Annotated in this window: 15 protein-coding genes; 10 read left to right on the top strand and 5 right to left on the bottom strand. The window is 42.0% G+C overall.

The features are described 5' to 3' along the window. Positions 1-219: 219 nt before the first annotated feature. Together AC5590_RS25280 and AC5590_RS25275 are read right to left on the bottom strand one after the other, a co-directional pair. Positions 220-2172 carry an N-acetylmuramoyl-L-alanine amidase gene (locus AC5590_RS25280; RefSeq protein ID WP_169266133.1) on the bottom strand — a complete coding sequence of 651 codons (1953 nt, stop codon included), beginning with the start codon at positions 2170-2172 and terminating at the stop codon, positions 220-222. Positions 2173-3893: 1721 nt separating this feature from the next. Further along, a complete protein-coding gene (locus AC5590_RS25275) occupies positions 3894-5318 on the bottom strand; it encodes a cation:proton antiporter (protein WP_169266132.1) in 1425 nt (474 codons plus the stop codon). Positions 5319-6005: 687 nt separating this feature from the next. Between AC5590_RS25275 and AC5590_RS25270 the strand changes: the two genes are divergently transcribed. After that, positions 6006-6755, top strand: coding sequence for an SIMPL domain-containing protein (locus AC5590_RS25270; protein ID WP_169266131.1), 750 nt, complete (start codon positions 6006-6008; stop codon positions 6753-6755). Between the two features lie 296 nt (positions 6756-7051). On the opposite strand, the gene AC5590_RS25265 is transcribed toward AC5590_RS25270, so the two are convergent. After that, positions 7052-7414, bottom strand: coding sequence for a single-stranded DNA-binding protein (locus AC5590_RS25265; RefSeq protein ID WP_169266130.1), 363 nt, complete (start codon positions 7412-7414; stop codon positions 7052-7054). Positions 7415-7775: 361 nt separating this feature from the next. On the opposite strand from AC5590_RS25265, the gene AC5590_RS25260 reads away from it, so the two are divergent. The 4 genes from AC5590_RS25260 to ribD all read left to right on the top strand — a co-directional run bounded on the left by AC5590_RS25260 (position 7776) and on the right by ribD (position 11707). After that, a complete protein-coding gene (locus tag AC5590_RS25260) occupies positions 7776-8783 on the top strand; it encodes a rod shape-determining protein (RefSeq protein WP_169266129.1) in 1008 nt (335 codons plus the stop codon). Positions 8784-8866: 83 nt separating this feature from the next. Next, positions 8867-9676, top strand: a complete 810-nt coding sequence (mreC, locus tag AC5590_RS25255) for a rod shape-determining protein MreC (protein WP_169266128.1) — start codon at positions 8867-8869, stop codon at positions 9674-9676. Between the two features lie 4 nt (positions 9677-9680). Continuing rightward, positions 9681-10298 (top strand): rod shape-determining protein MreD, encoded by a 618-nt coding sequence (gene mreD / locus AC5590_RS25250; RefSeq protein ID WP_169266127.1) that lies wholly within the window; start codon positions 9681-9683, stop codon positions 10296-10298. Between the two features lie 230 nt (positions 10299-10528). Next, positions 10529-11707, top strand: coding sequence for a bifunctional diaminohydroxyphosphoribosylaminopyrimidine deaminase/5-amino-6-(5-phosphoribosylamino)uracil reductase RibD (gene ribD / locus AC5590_RS25245; protein ID WP_169266126.1), 1179 nt, complete (start codon positions 10529-10531; stop codon positions 11705-11707). Positions 11708-11746: 39 nt separating this feature from the next. Here the strand turns inward: ribD and AC5590_RS25240 are convergent, their stop codons facing one another. Then, a complete protein-coding gene (locus AC5590_RS25240) occupies positions 11747-11965 on the bottom strand; it encodes a hypothetical protein (RefSeq protein WP_169266125.1) in 219 nt (72 codons plus the stop codon). A 534-nt stretch (positions 11966-12499) separates the two neighbouring features. Here AC5590_RS25240 and AC5590_RS25235 point away from each other — a divergent pair. Genes AC5590_RS25235 through AC5590_RS25225 form a run of 3 tightly spaced genes read left to right on the top strand, consistent with a single transcriptional unit; the run spans position 12500 to position 16406 of the window. After that, the gene (locus AC5590_RS25235; RefSeq protein ID WP_169266124.1) at positions 12500-13894 is read left to right on the top strand and encodes a 3'-5' exonuclease; all 1395 of its coding nucleotides are present in this window, start codon (positions 12500-12502) and stop codon (positions 13892-13894) included. After that, a complete protein-coding gene (locus AC5590_RS25230; RefSeq protein WP_169266123.1) occupies positions 13891-14598 on the top strand; it encodes a DarT ssDNA thymidine ADP-ribosyltransferase family protein in 708 nt (235 codons plus the stop codon). Before AC5590_RS25235 ends, AC5590_RS25230 begins: the two co-directional genes overlap by 4 nt. Before the next feature lie 35 nt (positions 14599-14633). Then, positions 14634-16406: an ADP-ribosylglycohydrolase family protein gene (locus AC5590_RS25225; RefSeq protein ID WP_498824115.1), complete on the top strand. Its 1773-nt coding sequence runs from the start codon at positions 14634-14636 to the stop codon at positions 16404-16406. An 84-nt stretch (positions 16407-16490) separates the two neighbouring features. On the opposite strand, the gene AC5590_RS25220 is transcribed toward AC5590_RS25225, so the two are convergent. Next, positions 16491-16757 carry a hypothetical protein gene (locus tag AC5590_RS25220; protein WP_171975872.1) on the bottom strand — a complete coding sequence of 89 codons (267 nt, stop codon included), beginning with the start codon at positions 16755-16757 and terminating at the stop codon, positions 16491-16493. A gap of 17 nt (positions 16758-16774) precedes the next feature. Here AC5590_RS25220 and AC5590_RS25215 point away from each other — a divergent pair, with 17 nt between their 5' ends. Continuing rightward, complete coding sequence (locus AC5590_RS25215) at positions 16775-17248, top strand: TspO/MBR family protein (RefSeq protein WP_169266121.1); 474 nt, start codon at positions 16775-16777, stop codon at positions 17246-17248. A 146-nt stretch (positions 17249-17394) separates the two neighbouring features. After that, on the top strand, positions 17395-17868 hold the full coding sequence (locus tag AC5590_RS25210; protein WP_169266120.1) for a TspO/MBR family protein: 474 nt from the start codon (positions 17395-17397) through the stop codon (positions 17866-17868). The last annotated feature ends 8 nt before the right edge of the window (positions 17869-17876 follow it).

The following is a 17876-nucleotide window of genomic DNA, read 5'->3' as shown; positions in this document are numbered from 1 at the left end:
CTTTACTACCAGCTTACCGTAGTTTGTGGTTCAATTACCTGAAAATTGCTGTAAGACATAAACTAATGAGAAAATACGGGCACTACAATACTTCAAAGCCTGTTAAGCGTTCCCTGCTATATAAACTACTGAGGCAGTTATCAAAGTTTCAGACACTGATAACTGCCTCAGTAGTTGTTTTAAAGCGGTACGAATTTGTACTTTGGCATTTCAAGTATTTTACTTTTGCTTTAAGTACTGAAGAACACCATCAGCAATCCCCTCTGCCATTTTATTTTGATACAGTCGGTTGGACAACTTAGCAGCGTCCTCACGACCAGTTAAATACCCTGTTTCCACCAAAATTGCTGGCATAGAATTTTTTCTTAAGACATAGAATCTAGCTTTGCGCACGCCACGGTCTCTCACATTGACACTTCGGAGAATGCTCTTATGAACGATCTGAGCTAGGCTTAAACCGCTGTCATAATAGTATGTTTCTAAACCACTCACTTCAGGACGATCATCACCTGCTGAGTTCGCATGGATACTGACAAAGACATCAGCATTGGTTCTCTCTGCTATGTCTACCCGTCCTTGAAGAGTGACAAAATAGTCTGAGTCACGGGTTAGTATTGCTTGGTAACCACTTCGGTCTAAAATTTCTGCCACCCTTTTGCCAATAGGCAAAATAATATTTTTCTCTTGAATACTACCAATACCAACTGCTCCAGAGTCTTTACCGCCATGTCCTGGATCAACGACAACGACGACTCGTCCCTTACGAACAGGAAGCTTCGGGCCTACAGGCTTGATTGGCTGTAATGCCAAAGGCTGTGGGTTTTGTCGTTTTATGGGTGGTAAACCAATGGGTGGTTTGATAGAAGGGAGACGTTCTAATCCCAAAGACAAAACCTGACCATTCAGTTTGTTAACTTGCCCAATTCGCACTCCTAATGCTGGTTGGACATAGACAACAACAGTACGGGAGTCTTGTTGCAGCAAGCGCACGCGCAGAACAGGGCTACTAGCATCGAAATTTGGACCTTTGACTGCAGAAGCCAACTTAGCATTGGGAATGGTGATACGAAATTGATTAGATGACTGATCCCAACTAGTACTAGCAGATGAGAGACGTTGATCTGCTTTAATCAGGAGTTGCGTACCACTACTAGTCAGTTCTACAGCCTCAATTGTGGAGATTGCATCGATTTTTGGTGGCTCCACAGCAGGAGTGGGAGGATTATCTGGTGGAGTAATAGAATAACTATTTCTGGGCGACTCACTCGCATAACGATTATTTGGTAGAACGACTAAACCATCAGAAATATCAGAACTGCTTGTGCTTATGCGCCAATCAGGAGTATCTTTGTCTACTCGCAGCGTCATCCGGACTGCTGGTGGTGTTTTTTGCAGTTGAATCATTTCAACTCGGTTGACACCATGTCTATTTATAGATCTATCGCGAGCGCCAAAATTTGGTGACAAAGTAGCACCAGGAATGTCAACGAAGATGGTTTTGCGATCGCGGCTGCGAATGATCTGAGTCTGAGGATTTCCACCACTGGTGCGCAGAAAAAAACCGTCCCCTGTAACTTGCAGACTCTCAACTTGAATAGTCCTTTCTGCAACGACAACAGCCTTAGAAAACTCAGGTTTTTTCTCACCGTCAGAATCTACTGTCACCACATTGTAAATATTTCTTGGCGGTGGGATGACCACTTCTTCACTTTTTGGGCTTGGTGAAGCTTTTGGGGTTGGGGATGCTGGTGAGGAGGCAACTCCCTCAGTTTGTGGCGTTGGTAATTGTACTGTCCAGCGACTGGCACTTTTCCCTTCAAATTTTACTTGCTTGGGGTCGAGGGTATAACCAGGATTCAGTTCAACAACTATACGAGTTGTTTGTGGATCAAATTGACCAACACGAACAGAGCGAATCGCACCGCCTACTGACTCCGTCAACTGGGGACGCCCAAAATCAGTTCCTGGCAAATCAATAACCAACCGCGTAGGGTTGAAAACAAGTTGCGCCTGGGGTTGAACTGGACCTTGAGTATTGATTTCTAATCGGTTTTGACTGGCATCAAAGCGCCAAGATTGCAATTTCGCGCTTTGTGCTGCTTGAGCTGGCGACAATAGCGTCAAAAGACTAGTCGTTACAAAGGTACCAGGTAGTAACCAGTGGGTTTTCACAGTGTTTTCTCCTGATTCGTATTTATGAGAGTCTATGAAGTGGAGAAGCACCCAGAACACAAAACGCAGAATTTAGTACAGTCAACAGTGAACAATTATCAGTAAACAGTGAATTGATAACCCTATGGCTAAACGCCACGCCTTACGGCTCGAACGCCCGTCGCCTAGGGAGGGAGACCCTCCTCATGCGCGCTGGCTCACTGATAACTGAATAACTGACTTCTGAGTTTTTTGTTGGTCAAAGTTTTGGTAAATCTTCACACTATCACCGCTCACAACATTGCTTTGGTGGCACAAGCATCATTTTTTGATTTCATCAAGACATTGTTATAGTGATTATTTTTGAATATAATCCAAATTTGGTGATAGCAAAGCGTGTTATTTACCTAATATCTATTAAGGTTTTACCATTAGGAGTAGCTATTGTTCTGTATTAATCCTTCTTAGATACTAAATTGAATGATTGGCGTCAAATTCTAACACGCTGCCAATAGCTTTTCATGCCGTTATGGCATTTTTTTGTTGTTAGATATTTGATTGAGACCCTCCAGACGACTTCCCGACTTCTTAGCAATTTCCATAAAAGTATCCGTCGGTAGCTAAACACTTCATCCATCAAAAAGAGATTTTTTATATTGTCTGATTTGGTAGTCGTCAATGCACCGACTGATAATACTCCCACTGTTTTATGAGGAAGCATCCCAATACATGTAAAAATACGCTTGTCATTGTGTAGACGCTTTTACTGCTTTGGGCAGGGTGTGAAACGAAGTGCTGCGTATCTGCTGCACAGATGCTCTTACCCACAGCATGACAATGAATTTAGAGAATTGGGATGTTATACCAACCTCTCTATAAACTTACACTTAATATAATTAATCAGAAATGACGGTAAAACCCCAGGATGTAAAACCATATCATTACGAAATATTAAGTGCCACTTCATGGAGATTTAGTATTAGTCTTTTCTGATGTGAACTTGACTTTTCGGTGCACCTGTTTAACTGCTAAAGAAATACCTAATTTTGGATGAGTGAGCAAGAAGGAAGATAAAACAAAAGTAACATTCCTAATAGACTTTTTTCAGAAGTAGGTAAGGGGTAAGGGATAAGGGGGAAAAATCTAAAAATTTTTTCCTTTTAACCTTTCTCCTTTCCCCAAGAAGTGCAAAAATAACTTTTGCACTCTTGTCTCATCTTGTCTAATGAGTGCTGGCATTTAGAACAAACTCCTTTTTTAGTTTAAGGAGACGAAGACTTTGGAATCAAAGTTTCCATTAGTAATAGCAAAAGTACAAAATATTCATATTTTGAAGTTTAGTAGATCATGAACTTGTCGTACAGCAGTGCGGATGATTTTTTTCAGAGGAGAGAAAAAACTGACTGATAAAATTTAAGCGAATCGTAACAGAGTGGAACCTTAATTATGCTAGCTAGCAAAGCACTCCTGAGCTTGCCTCCTGAAGAAAAAACAATCAAATTGGGGAGAACGCCTTGAGCTTTGACTAACCCACTTGGGGTGCGCTGGCTCCTTTGAAGCGTTGTACACCTATGAGGAATAATACGAACCTTGGATGAATGTGCCCGGAAATATCAGAAATTTTGTTGCTGGTATAAACTTCAACTTAAATTAGAAAGAAGAAGATATTACTTAGACAAATTTACAACTCAGTCGTTATCTAAGTACAGACGCTCTAAATCATGCGTCTGTACTCAAGAATTTTACTTATCGTCTTGAGAATCTGGTGATTCTATAACCAACGATTTTCCGGAAGAATTATCTAAAAGCATTTCCTGTATTGCTGTAGCTGTTGTTGGTTCTGGGAATACGAGCCGCAAAAGAGGAGGTGCAATAAATGTTGTCAGAATGACCATCATAATAATAGCCGCCTCCAAAGGTTTCGAGAGAATACCAATGGAAGAGCCAATACCAAGAAACACTAAGCCTACCTCACCTCTGGGAATCATACCCACACCAATTGCTAAACGGTTGATTTGAGGTTGACCAAATACACTGAAGCCAGTGACAACTTTACCTAGGATGGCAATAATTATCAGAAAAACTGCCATGACTAAACCTTCCTGATTACTGGGAATGGCTGGGTTTAAAACCCCTAAATCAGTTTTTGCCCCAACAGTAACAAAGAAAATTGGCACCAGTATATCAGCAATTGGAAGAACTTGCTTTTGCAATTCCACACGCTCATCTGTTTCGTCTAAGACCAAACCAGCAGCAAAAGAACCTAAAATTGCCTCTAATTGAATGGCAGCGGCAAAGTATGCCATCACAAAGGCAAAGATAAGTGCTGGTATCACTAATCCACCACGAGTTTTTAACTTTTTCGCAATTGCTACAAAGGTATTACTGAAAACATTTCCAAGAACAATTGCGCCCACTAGGAAACTACTGGCACTAATGATCAGATAAATGACTTTACCGACATCTACTGAACCTTCTTTTGCAAGACTTGCCACCACTGCTAAAACGATAATTCCTAAGACATCATCAATTACAGCAGCACCTAAAATAATTTGCCCTTCTTTGGAGTTGAGACGCCCAAGTTCTGACAATACCTTAGAAGTGATACCAATACTTGTAGCAGTTAAAGCTGCTCCTGCAAAAATTGCTGGTACTGCTGGAATACCAAAAAAAGCCATTAATCCTACCGTACCAGCAGTAAAGGGTACTACCACACCCACTACCGCTACCACACTCGCTTGGACACCTACAGCTACCAAATCTTTGATGTTTGATTCCAAACCAATTTCAAACAGCAGAATGATGACACCAAGTTCTGACAATACGGAAATGACCTCAGACTGCGTTTTAAACACAGCATCAGCAGCGGCTGGATTCAGACCACCAGTGGTTTGAAGGAAAGTCATGATTAAAGAGTTGGAACTATCTGCGCCCCCTTCTGGAAACACTAATAGATGGAGGACAGAAATACCTACCACGACACCAGCTACCAGTTCTCCCAACACTGGCGGTAACCCAAAGCGGTTTGAAAGTTCTCCGCCAACTTTACTAGCAAGGTAAATGACGACCATGCTCAGCAGCACTGCTGCTAGTACTAGTGAACTATCTGCTGTTTCTGTCGCGGTTGCGAATAAGGGTAATGAGAAGGTTGTGAAATCTAACTGCATTGATTATTCTGGAAAATCCTTCCCTCTAATTTACAAGTTCATTGAACACTACACTCATAGAGGCGCTACAAAAAGCATTGATAAATCAATTCATGCCCCCTGTTAATTCGATAAAGCGCTGCCAATGAGACTGTCATACTGGGACTAGAGATAGTCTGCAAGAGGGGTGGACTACTAGGGAGCCAGATGCGTGGCTGTTGGGAAACCCTCAAAGCAGCAGGTTGTCGTCACCGCCTGCGCCGTGCTGGTTCACCAAATCACCAGTTTCCATCGTACGCAGATGCTTAAGAGCCAAACGCAATTGCTAACTAATCCCAAACTGTATTGCTATCCCGTTCTAAATAGCAGTAGGAATACTCGTCTGGTTCTGTTTTCAGCAGCCAGTATCCCATAAATTTTCTCCTTCAATTGTTTGCAGTTAACAGTTAACAGTATTCCAATAGCTATTTTTCAGTTACTAAAAATGTAACTGCTTAGACTTTAGACAGTAATCGTGTCAAAGTAAAAATACCTCCTATTTAGACACACTACCGCTTGTGTCTTCTCCAAATGGATAGGGAGTGTTAGTTGTGTGTTGTTTCTTGTTAGCAATGAGTGGTTAGTTTTTGGTTCAGCCTAACCACTCAGGATTTTTCACAACTTACTAGATCTTCATAGATGAATAATTTTTAGAGGAGTGAACGTTTTGTGAATACAAATGCTATATTTGGTTCTCAGTTAAATGCTGGGAACCGGTGGAAATTTCTATTTTTAGCGTTGCTTGTATATATAAGTAGTACCCAACCTGTTTTGGCGCAGCAGAAAGAGACGATGTTGCGTACTTTGAGTGTTAATGGTCGTGGAATGGAGACCATTCCTACAACTTTGTCTCAAGTCAGTTTGGGAGTAGAGGTTCAGGGAAAAACAGCACAGCAGGTACAACAAGAAGCTGCTCGCAGGTCATCTGCAGTGGTTGCTTTAGTAAAAAGCCGTAATGTGCAAAAATTACAGACCACGGGGATTAGTCTCAACCCAGTATACAGTTACGACAATAAAGTGCAGCGGATTACAGGCTATGCTGCTTCTAATGTTGTCAGTTTTCGGATTCCCACTGAACGCGCGGGTACTCTGTTAGATGAAGCGGTCAAAGCTGGTGCGACTCAAATTAACGGCATAAGTTTTGTTGCTAGCGATGAGGCGATAACCCTTGCTCAACAACAAGCATTAAAAAAAGCCACTCAAGATGCTCAACAGCAAGCTCAAGCAGTTTTGAGTACTTTGGGTTTCCAACCTAAAGAAGTTGTCAACATTCAAATAAATGGAGCCAGCACACCTCCACCACCAAGACCTGTATTACGTGCCGAGTATAGTAAGGCAGCAGCATTAGATGCTTCCACCCCTATAGTCGGTAGTGAGCAGCAGGTGGAAGCTACGGTGACATTACAAATTAGTTATTAGTCACCTGTTTTGACCGAGACAATTTTAGATTTTGGATTTTGGATTAAAGCTTCGGCTTCGCTCAGCTTTAACCCTTAGCGTTCGCCCTTGGCGTGTCCGAAGGACTCAGCCGAAGGGTTAAAATCTAAAATCAAAAAAAAGGTTTCAAGCCCCTGACTTGAGTCGTGGAGAAAAATAAATTTTCTTGGGATCTCAAGCCCCTGTCTTCGGTGATATGGGGTCAATCCTTCGGCTAAGCTCAGGGTTAATCTAAAATCTAAAATTCAAAATCCAAAATTGATTGACTTTTTACTAAATTAGAAATTATCAGGACTCATATCTACATCCGCATCTTCGACATCCCGTTTAGAACCTAGCAGTTGCAGCTGATCCACGATGATAACGGGTGTGGAGCGATTTGCTCCTGTGGCGCGATCGCTCCAACTATCAAATTTTAAGGAACCCTTAACAGCAATTTGTTTGCCTTTACGCACGTAATCACCTGCTACCTGCGCTGTTTTTCCCCATAATTCCAGATTAAACCAATCAGTATGTTCGCTGTCTCTTGTACGCCGATTGACTGCTAGTGTCAATTTACACTTGACACTACCTGACTCGAAATACTTCATATCCGGGTCAGTTCCTACACGACCAATGAGGGTAACGATATTTATGCTCATGTGCAATTTTCAGTACAAATGTATTTGTATTGTGAATACCATAGTAGCCAATTGCTATATTGTCTAGCATTGCGTTCCATAAAAAATAATTACAGTTGCCAAACACATGATATTAATCACTCTGTGGAAACTCTAAAACAATACGGATACACTTATGCCGCCTAGGAATATAGAACAATGGAAGCCTGAGACTGGTCAAAGATTACGAAAAATATATAAAAAGATAATCTAGTTTACTGGACTCAGGTTAAAAAACATAATACGATCCTGCACAATTCTCATTTGTGGCAGTACTGAAAAAATATCAAAATTAGGGGGCCAACGCGTGGGTCTTTTTAGTAAATTTTCCTTATCGCGGGATATGGGTATTGACCTTGGTACCGCAAACACCCTCGTTTATGTATCAGGTAAAGGCATTGTTCTGCAAGAACCTTCCGTAGTGTCGATTGACCTAAACGAAAAGGTTCCAATAGCAGTTGGAGAAGAAGCAAAAAAAATGCTCGGTCGCACACCTGCGAATGTAATTGCAGTGCGCCCCTTGCGTGATGGTGTCATCGCTGACTTCGATACAGCAGAAGTGATGCTAAAAAGCTTTATCCAAAGAGTCAACGAGGGCAAATCTCTAGTATTACCAAGAATTGTCATTGGTATTCCTAGTGGGGTAACAGGGGTAGAAAGAAGAGCTGTCATGGATGCGGCTTCTCAAGCTGGGGCAAGAGAAGTTTACTTGATTGATGAACCAGTGGCTGCAGCAATTGGGGCAGGACTACCTGTCACTGAAGCAACAGGCAATATGATTATTGATATTGGTGGCGGGACAACAGAAGTTGCCGTGTTGAGCCTCCAAGGGACAGTGCTTTCTGAATCAGTACGTATTGCTGGAGATGAACTGACCGAAGCCATCATGCAGTATCTGAAGAAAGTTCATAACCTAGTCATAGGGGAACGTACTGCTGAAGACATCAAAATTCGCATAGGATCAGCATATCCCACTCATGATGATGATGAGGCCATGATGGAAGTTCGAGGCTTGCACCTGCTTTCTGGTTTACCGCGAACTGTCACAATTAAAGGGCCAGAAGTACGTGAAAGTATGTCGGAACCTTTGTTGGTGATTATCGAAGCGGTGAAGCGGACTTTGGAACGCATCCCGCCAGAGTTGGCATCAGATATCATTGACCGAGGAATTATGCTAGCTGGTGGAGGTGCGCTGCTCAAAGGAGTAGATACCTTAATCAGCCATGAGACTGGAATAGTAACGCACATCGCTACTGACCCATTAAGCTGTGTTGTTATGGGCACAGGTCGTGTGTTAGAAAATTTCAAGCAGATGGAAAGAATTTTCAGCGGGCGTTCTCGCAATATGTAACACAAGCGCTATTAGATATTGGGTTCGATAGCGTTGCGGGAATCCAATATCTTAATTTATATTACAGCTAAAAAAGGTTTCTTATGTTTACGGCACGTCGGTGGTGGGAGCGCAGAGGATTACAAATAGGGTTGCTAGGTATAGTTGTTGGTGGTGCTTGGGTGCTTCGACAAACTCAAGGTGCTCTAATGTTTGAGATATATGAAGGGATAACCCGTCCAATTCAGATGTTGCAGACACCACCTGCTCAAGAAGAACGTTTCAAAGGTGGTCAGCTTTTGGAACTGCAAACCCAGATCACAGAACTGAAAAACCAAAATAAAAAGTTAAAACAGTTATTAAGCTACGTAGAAAAAGAACCTCCATCATCCCGCCCCATTGTCGCGCGAGTAATGACGCGTGGTGCTGACAACTGGTGGCAACAAGTGACTCTCAATCGTGGAAGCCTTGCAGGTATTCAGGAAGGTTATATCGTTAAGGCTGATGGTGGATTGGCGGGTCTGATAGAAAGCGTAACTCCCAATACTAGCCGTGTGCTGTTAATTAGTGATCTCAAGAGTCAAGTTGGTGTAACAGTCAGCCGCACAGGGGCAAAGGGTGTTTTGCGAGGAGATTCCTCTGCTGATGGAGTCCTGGAATTTTATGAAAAAGTCCCAAATGTAAAACCTGGAGACGTAGTTACTACATCTACCTATAGTCAGAAGTTTCCTTCCGGATTGGCTATCGGACGAGTGAAGTCTTTAGATTTAAAGAAACTTCCCGCATCAGTGGGGAAAGTGGAACTTTTCCCGTCGATACGCTCTTTGGATTGGGTGGCGGTATATCCTAAACCACAAACTCAGAAACCAGAAAATGTCGGTTCTGTCAATCAAAAGTCAGAAAAATCTAAATGAAACAATGAGGACTCCTCAATTACAAAGCACTAGCAAAAAGAAGCCAAAACCGCCAAGACGAAAACCCAAAATTCAAATCGTCGCGCTTTCTCGTTGGCACCCGCGCTTACGTCAGTTCACTGATTGGGCGATCATAACTGGATCAGTCATGTTATGCTTACTGATGCTGTTAATCCGAATTCCTGGTATGGAATTATTGGGAATAGGACCAAACTGGCCTGTGATTTGGGTAGTAGCTTGGAGTGTCAAGCGCTCAGCTTTTAGTGGCGCATTCGCAGGTGTTGTTTTGGGTTTACTACAAGATGCTATGACATCACCTGATCCAACTCATGCTTTGAGTTTGGCGGTGGTTGGAAGTCTAACTGGTCTGTTGCAGAAGCAGCGTTTTATACAAGAAGATTTTATTTCTATTGCCTTAATTGTCTTTGGTATGGCACTATGGTCAGAGACAATTTTTGCATCGCAGTTGATTTTAATGGGCGATCGCAATCCGGCAGATGTCTGGGCATATTTTCAAAAAGTCGCTCTTGCCTCTGCCATTCTCAGTAGCCTCTGGGCACCAGTACTTTATTTTCCCCTAAATCGCTGGTGGCAGCAACTAAAATTAGCACAACAGTCATAAATCAGTGAAGAAGAATTCACCAATTCAGAAATCTTCTAACAAAGTACCAAGTGCGGAGTGTGGATAATCTGGGTTTAAACCCACAAAGGAGTGAGGAGTGAGGAGTCAATTAATCTGACTCCTCACTCCTAAATTTTTCTGGAATATACGCATCCTTATAACAAAATAATTCAAGCTAGAGTAAATTCATCTTTTGTAACTACAAGATTATTACTCTCTTGCTAAGAATTATGGATAATTTACCAATGATCGCTCAACCAGATGCTTTGATTGCAGGGTCAGGATTTCACGATGATTCACATCCAAAACAAACACTGGGAAGTGACTTTGACCACGCTATGATGCGGCGGTGTATAGAACTCGCCCGTCGCGCTTTAGGACGCACTTCCCCAAACCCAATGGTTGGGGCGGTGATTGTCAAAGATGGCGAGATTGTTGGCGAAGGGTTTCATCCGCGTGCTGGTGAGCCGCACGCAGAAGTTTTTGCCCTGAAAGCAGCAGGTGAAAATGCTGGTGGAGCAACGATTTACGTGAGCTTGGAGCCTTGCAATCACTATGGACGTACTCCCCCTTGTTCAGAAGGATTGGTAGCCGCTGGGGTCGCTAAGGTGGTTGTGGGGACGGTTGACCCTAATCCACTTGTTGCAGGTGGTGGTATCGCCCGTCTACGGGCTGCGGGGATAGAGGTTTTGGTGGGAGTCGAAGAGCAAGCTTGTAAAAAGTTAAATGAAGGCTTTATCCACCGCATTCTCCATCATCGACCTTTTGGTATTTTAAAATATGCCATGACTTTAGATGGCAAAATTGCGACGACGACTGGTCATAGTGCTTGGGTGACAAATAAGGATGCTCGCAGTGAAGTTCATCAATTGCGAGCTGGTTGCGATGCGGTGATTGTTGGTGGAAACACAATTAGACAGGATAATCCTTATTTGACTAGCCATCGCGAAGGAGCACATAATCCCCTGCGGGTGGTGATGAGCCGCAGTTTGGATTTACCTCAAAACGCTCGTATCTGGGAAACTGCAGAAGCTCCCACTTTGGTTTTCACAGAAAAAGGAGCTAATCCCGATTTTCAAGAGTTGTTGCGGAACCTGGGAGTGGAAGTGGTGGAGTTAACACCACTCACACCAGATAAAGTGATGGCGTATTTATACGAGCGAGGATTTTGCAGCGTGTTATGGGAGTGCGGTGGTCTTTTAGCTGCTAATGCGATCGCCCAAGGAGCAGTACAAAAAGTTTTTGCTTTTATTGCTCCTAAAATCGTTGGTGGTGCTCATGCTCCTACACCTGTGGGTGACTTAGGTTTGACCTCCATGAGTGAGGCGCTATCCTTGGAACGTGTAGAGATACGGGTAGTTGGTTCTGACTGTTTGGTAGAGGGTTATTTGCCGAGTCATCAGTTATGAGTCATATGAGTCATGAGTCATCAGTTATGACTTTGACTTTTAGGAATACTGACGTTCTTGAGCCAAATCACGGATCAGTGCTAGCCGAGATTTAACGTAGTCACTGAGAAAATCGCTTTCATGACAATCTAGCAAAGCTTGGGTTTTGATTTGTTTGACCAACCAGTGAACCAAGCTAGCATCATCGAGCTGCAATAGCGTCTTAGTTTGTGTAGTTTCCACTACAGACCAAAGCTGACGCATAACTTTGGGAGTCATTAGACCTCCATTGAAGATAGCCAGTGCTGTTTTCAGGATACACAATTGTGGTAGTAGGTTTTAGTCTTAATGTAGAGGCTGACACAAGTGTTATTAAAAACTTAATATATTGAGTTATAAGTTGATAATCATTCAGGATTAATAGTTTTAAATAATACCTGAACAAAAGTAGTATTGTTTTGCGCTGCATGAGTTTTGACTTTTTGCTTGTGTTGTTCTGCGTCTCAACGTCTACCTGTGCTGTACGTTCGCTTATTTTTCAGATTTTAGACAATTTTGTAAATACTTGTTAAGCACACAATCAATTTTATTTTGATTGAGTAGTGAAACCAAATATGCTGATTGCCCAGTTTGAGAAACTTGGTTTTTTCAAGCTTTACTTTTGTTTACAAATAACCGATGAAGGAGAGCCAACAAAAAAGCTTAGCCTTCAATAATTGATTGGGCACTTTTTATGGCGATCGCAACTTTTACCCAATACAGCCAGCTACTGAAAAGTTATAGTAGAAATTAAAACTAAGCTTCCACGAGATAATGAGTCTACCTCAGCCAATTGGTCGCCAAAAAGAGGTGCTATATCTACCAGCACGGGGGCACTTCGCTGTTTTAGGAACTGCGGGAAGTGGTAAAACAACACTTGCTATTTTGCGATCAGCTTTTCTTGGTAATCCAAGGACTGAACATTGCGGCAAGACGTTGTTAGTCACATTTAATAAAGCGCTTGTAACTTACCTAAAACACCTTCAAGACATCAAACTAGTCAACGTGAAGATCGAGAACTACCATCTCTTTGCGAGGGGATATCTCGCTTTTCGCAATAAAATGTCTCGTTATGCGATTCTCACTCCAGATGATCGCGAGGCTTTAGTGAAGCAAGCGGTAAACAATCTTTCATGGCAGTATAGTTTGCATCCTCTTTTTGATTATCCTGTAGAGCTTTTTTCAGAAGAAATTCGCTGGATAGCACACTATGGTATTACTACTTACGAAGAGTATCAAAATTTGGATGTATCTAGTGATAGAGAAATGCGTTTTAAGGAGGAAGAACGGGAGTTAGTCTTTGAAATCTACCAGACTTACCTAAACCTGCGTCAGCAAAGCGGTAAAAAGTACGACTGGGACGATATAGCGACTACTGTTTGTGAAGAATTCGATGCAGATACATCAAAACGTTTATATAAGCACATCGTAATTGATGAGGGTCAGGACTTTTCGCCACAAATGATTCGCTCCCTTGCCTCGGCTATTCCTGCAGATGGTTCACTGACGTTCTTTGGAGATGTAGCACAGCAAATATATGGACATCGTATATCTTGGCGAGATGCAGGACTTGATATCCGACAAGTTTGGGAATTTAAACAAAATTACCGGAACACCAAACAAATTGCTAAACTTGGACTTGCTATCTCAAAAATGCCTTATTTTAAAGGTGTCCCCGATTTAGTGGAACCAGTTTCACCACCTGCTGACGGTGCGTTACCAACAATCGTTGAATTTTCTTCTCCTGACCAGGAAATACTGTTTGTCGTGAGCGAGGCTATAGCGCTAGCTAGAATGCAAAGCGTGGCAATTCTTTTTCGCGATCGCCAAGATGAAAAACTTATCGGACAATATTTACCAAAAGGAACTATCCGTCTGCATCGAGAGATGACAACTTGGCAAGCCGGGGCTGGTATTAGATATGGAACTTATCATTCAGCAAAAGGTCTTGAATTCGACGCAGTTATTTTGCCATTTTGTAATAATAAGAAATTACCAGACCCCGAAGCAGTAGAAGCTTTCGGTGAACCAGATGCAAGCGCCCAAGATGGAAGATTATTGTATGTTGGTGTTACCCGCGCTAAAACACGGCTGATTATAACGTACTGCGGTGAAATTACTAGTCTTTTACCAAGTGATACCAGCCTTTACGAGAGGGTGAAAAGATGATTGATTCGATTAAGCGTGAAGCTGAACGTCGCAGTATAACACGTCTTTGTCATTTTACCCCATCGCGCAACCTCGTTCATATTTTGACAGGTGAAACGGGAATACTGGCAACAAAACATTTACAAAAAAATGAGCGCAGTGTTTTTACACAAACCGATTTAGAGCGACTAGATAGGCATGAAGGATACATATGTTGTTCAATTCAATATCCCAATGCTTGGTATTTTGATAAGGCGAAATCAAAGGATATTCTATTCAAAGATTGGGTTGTACTGTTTATCAACCCTAAGTACCTTTGGATGTCTGGTACTCGTTTCTGTCCACGCAATGCTGCATCGGGTTATGGTAGAGGTATTGTTGAGGGTGAACAGGGGTTTAAAGCTATTTTTGCTGATGCTATTCCTGGAGCCTATGGAATAACTAGAAAGCGATCACCTAATCACTTAGTTTGCTGTCCAACAGATGATCAAGCAGAGGTACTAATACCTGACCAAATTGGAATATCTGACATTTTAGCGATTGCAGTACCAAGTGAAACGCAGGCAAAAAACGAAGCAGTACGCCTTGACATCCTGGGTATTTCTGAAGATAAATACAAATTCGTAGTAGCACCAGATTTATTTAATAAATACAATTTAAGCAACTTGATTCGCTCAGGAAAAAGACCAGATGAAAGACCTTGGAAAGTCGGGGAGGAACTATGATTAGTAATGAACAGCACCTACATACAATCTCCCTTATGACAAAAGGACAAGGTGCATTTCTTGGCGCAGCTGTTGGTGATGCGTTGGGATGGTCTCAAGAACCAGAAGCTAAGAGAATTGATAAAAAGACTTCTTCTCCAGCAGAAATTTTAGATAATGGATTCCAACAATGGGTGCGGAAGTCAGGGGGGCAATACTACCCTCATCACGAAGTTATTCTTGCTGGTGAATATAGTGACGATACGCAGCTAATTCTTTGTACTGCCAGAAGCTTACTTTATGGCGCACGGTGGTGGCACCATTTCACTAAGCGGGAATTACCAATTTGGACTTCTTACGAACGTGGTGGAGGAGGAGCAACAAAACGATCAGCGCAGCAATGGCTTGCAGGAATAGAGCCTTGGTCTTCTCCTGATAAGGAGAAAAAGCGATATTTTGGTGCTGGTGGAAATGGTGTGGCGATGCGAATATTGCCTCATTGTTTGTTAGGTGCGACAGAAACTAATTTTGAAAACATTGCGAAAAATATTGTTGCTAATGGTGTTACAACTCACGGACACCCCAGAGCTTTGGTGGGTGGGCTTGCTTACGGTTTTGCCATTTGGGTAGCATTACGAGAGACGAATACTTTGCAATACGGTGCAATTCTTGAAAAAGTTTTATCTGAAGTTAATTATTGGTCTGTTTTACCAGATTTAAATGATATTTGCCCGAGTTGGAAAAATTCAGCTTTCCAAACAACTGATGGACAATATGACGATTCTTGGCAACACACTATTAAGGAGATGTTGCAACTTCTTGAGTTATGCCAAGAGGGAATGAAGCAAGGAGCGCTCTCGATTGAGCGAGAAGTTCTTACTAAACTTGGATGCTTTAATAAAAGTGTCAAAGGAGCAGGAACGGTAAGTGCTGCGGCTGCCATATTTCTGGCATCGCGTTTTGCCGCAAATCCGTTCTATGGTCTTTTAGAAGCAGGATTCGCTCACGGTGCTGACACTGATACGATTGCGTCAATGACTGGTGGAATTCTTGGTGCTATAGCGGGAATTGAATGGCTAGGAAATTACGCAGTAAAAGTTCAAGATGCAAACTATATCCGAGATATAGGAGAACATTTAGCCAGAAACCAAGGCGATTCACAAACTCAACAAGCAGATAATTTCACAATTCAGAAAACGCATCTAGATGCTTTCGTAAAACAAATCGAAGTGTCAAAACCTGCTGATAGTATATTGATTCCAGATGGAAGAAAAGCCCAAATATCAGCTTCTGTAAATCATCAGTCTATATCTAAATCAACTGTGGCGAAATCGTGGAAACTGACTACTGCTGAAGGTCAGTCTTTATATGTCAAAAAGCTTTCACGCCCTAAAAACAACACAGAAATTAACTCTCAGTTAAAATCTATTAGTGTCTCTGAACAGAATTTTGAATTCCAACAAGTTAATATTCTCCATGTAGGAATTGAAATTCCAGTTAGCAATTTGGATAAATCTCGTTTTTTCTATGAAAAAGTTTTAGGGATTCAAGTAGAACAAGAATCAAAGTTGTTGGTAAGATGTGGGAGTATTGTATTAATTAATATAGAATATTATAAGAAAAGACATGGCTTTTCTTCAGGGACTACTAAAGCACCTACTACTCACACGATTGACCTTGAAGTTGAATCACTCGATGAAGCTTATAATAATGTGAGCAAAGTAGAAGCAAAAATTGTAAAAGATATTTCAAAAAACCATGAAAGACGTTACTTTTATTGTCTTGACCCTGATGAGAATCAAATTAGAATTTTTGAAGTAAAGTTTTAATCAAAAATTACAAACTTTATGGCGCTTCATTTTGGCTTCGCTAACAATGTTCTCTCCAAAGGATAAAGCTCCCACTATTTTTTCTTAAGAAAACTTCTTCTTATGCTCATCCCACCAACCAGTGATTAACTCTTTGGCAACACTACGAAAAGGAAATATACTAGACAGCGGCTGGGATTGACAATAGTTCGCCACCTGCCAAAGTTGCATGGCGGTACTATTTGGGCAGAAAGTAATCTTTCGCGTGAGGCTACCGCTGATGATCGTACAGGCGAATTCTGACTCAGGTATGATGGGCAATCTACCTCTAAGCTGACAGAATCGCAGTATATGGCGTGATAATAAAGCCATGCAAAGGATGAACAGTCATGATTAAATCGTGGATGGTGATTGGGGGAGTCGCTTTTGTAGTAGCGTTGGGTGCTAACATTATTACTCCAGGCGATCGCAAATGGTTCAAACGTCTGCAACGACCGAGATGGCTGACTTTTGAAGCAGCGATTCCAGTGATTTGGACTATTATATTTATTTGCGCTGCTTGGTCTGCTTATATTGTTTGGGAACAGAACCCAGGAGATAGCATAACTTGGGTGCGAATGGGATTGTATGTACTTCTGGAAATTCTGACTATTGCGTATACCCCTGTCATGTTCCGGCTTCGCAGTCTTAAGGTTGGTACGATTCTCGGCGGCGCGGGTTTTATTGTAAGCATTATATTAACACTTGCAGTTTTACCTGTTTCTAATTGGGCAGCACTACTCCTGGTTCCTTACTTGCTTTGGAGTCCAATAGGAACATATACCACTTGGGCAATGGTTCGACTGAATCCTCAAGATGCTTAAAACAGTGAACAGTGAACAGTAAACAGTGATAACTAATAACTGATAACTGGTTGAAATATTCCAACCTACGGTTGATTAAACCCAGATGCCAAATTGTGACAATTGCCTTAAATAGATTGACAAAATTCTCAAAAAGTGCGTTAAGTATGATTCAATCTTGGATGGTAATTGGGGCTGTGACTTTTGCGATCGCAGTTGGTACCTTTTTCATCACGCCTCGTGATGTTAAGTGGTTTGCACAGTTAACTCGCCCCAGGTGGTTGGTTTTTGAGCCGCTGATTCCGTTGATCTGGACTGTTGTATTTGTTTGCGGTGCTGCTTCTGCCAATATTGTTTGGCAAAAAAATCCAGGAAGTTTGATAACTTGGCTCCTGATGGGTTCATTTGTTCTACTAGAAATTATTACCATCTCATACATTCCAGCAATGCTTAGATGGCGGAGTCTTAGAATTGGGGAAATTCTTGGATCAGTTGGTGTGATTTTAGGTGTACTGCTGACACTCTCTGTTTTGCCGATTTCTAAATTTGCAGCGCTGCTACTCCTGCCATACTTGGCTTGGAGTCCAGTGGGAACCTACACAACCGAGGAATTAATCCAGCTTAATCCTAAAGATGCGTAGGTGCGTTA

The organism is Brasilonema octagenarum UFV-OR1, assembly GCF_963888615.1.
GTDB lineage: Bacteria > Cyanobacteriota > Cyanobacteriia > Cyanobacteriales > Nostocaceae > Brasilonema > Brasilonema sennae.
This window is presented reverse-complemented; position numbering and strand designations above follow the sequence as displayed.

What these genes read in the sequence shown, in the direction of transcription:
- AC5590_RS25220 (WP_171975872.1), bottom strand. Translation starts at nt 16,757, where the DNA reads ATGGCTTTATTATCACGCCATATACTGCGATTCTGTCAGCTTAGAGGT.
- AC5590_RS25225 (WP_498824115.1), top strand. Translation starts at nt 14,634, where the DNA reads ATGACAAAAGGACAAGGTGCATTTCTTGGCGCAGCTGTTGGTGATGCG.
- AC5590_RS25240 (WP_169266125.1), bottom strand. Translation starts at nt 11,965, where the DNA reads ATGACTCCCAAAGTTATGCGTCAGCTTTGGTCTGTAGTGGAAACTACA.
- AC5590_RS25235 (WP_169266124.1), top strand. Translation starts at nt 12,500, where the DNA reads ATGAGTCTACCTCAGCCAATTGGTCGCCAAAAAGAGGTGCTATATCTA.
- AC5590_RS25265 (WP_169266130.1), bottom strand. Translation starts at nt 7,414, where the DNA reads ATGAGCATAAATATCGTTACCCTCATTGGTCGTGTAGGAACTGACCCG.
- ribD (WP_169266126.1), top strand. Translation starts at nt 10,529, where the DNA reads ATGGATAATTTACCAATGATCGCTCAACCAGATGCTTTGATTGCAGGG.
- AC5590_RS25230 (WP_169266123.1), top strand. Translation starts at nt 13,891, where the DNA reads ATGATTGATTCGATTAAGCGTGAAGCTGAACGTCGCAGTATAACACGT.
- AC5590_RS25215 (WP_169266121.1), top strand. Translation starts at nt 16,775, where the DNA reads ATGATTAAATCGTGGATGGTGATTGGGGGAGTCGCTTTTGTAGTAGCG.
- AC5590_RS25275 (WP_169266132.1), bottom strand. Translation starts at nt 5,318, where the DNA reads ATGCAGTTAGATTTCACAACCTTCTCATTACCCTTATTCGCAACCGCG.
- AC5590_RS25210 (WP_169266120.1), top strand. Translation starts at nt 17,395, where the DNA reads ATGATTCAATCTTGGATGGTAATTGGGGCTGTGACTTTTGCGATCGCA.
- mreD (WP_169266127.1), top strand. Translation starts at nt 9,681, where the DNA reads ATGAGGACTCCTCAATTACAAAGCACTAGCAAAAAGAAGCCAAAACCG.
- AC5590_RS25260 (WP_169266129.1), top strand. Translation starts at nt 7,776, where the DNA reads ATGGGTATTGACCTTGGTACCGCAAACACCCTCGTTTATGTATCAGGT.
- mreC (WP_169266128.1), top strand. Translation starts at nt 8,867, where the DNA reads ATGTTTACGGCACGTCGGTGGTGGGAGCGCAGAGGATTACAAATAGGG.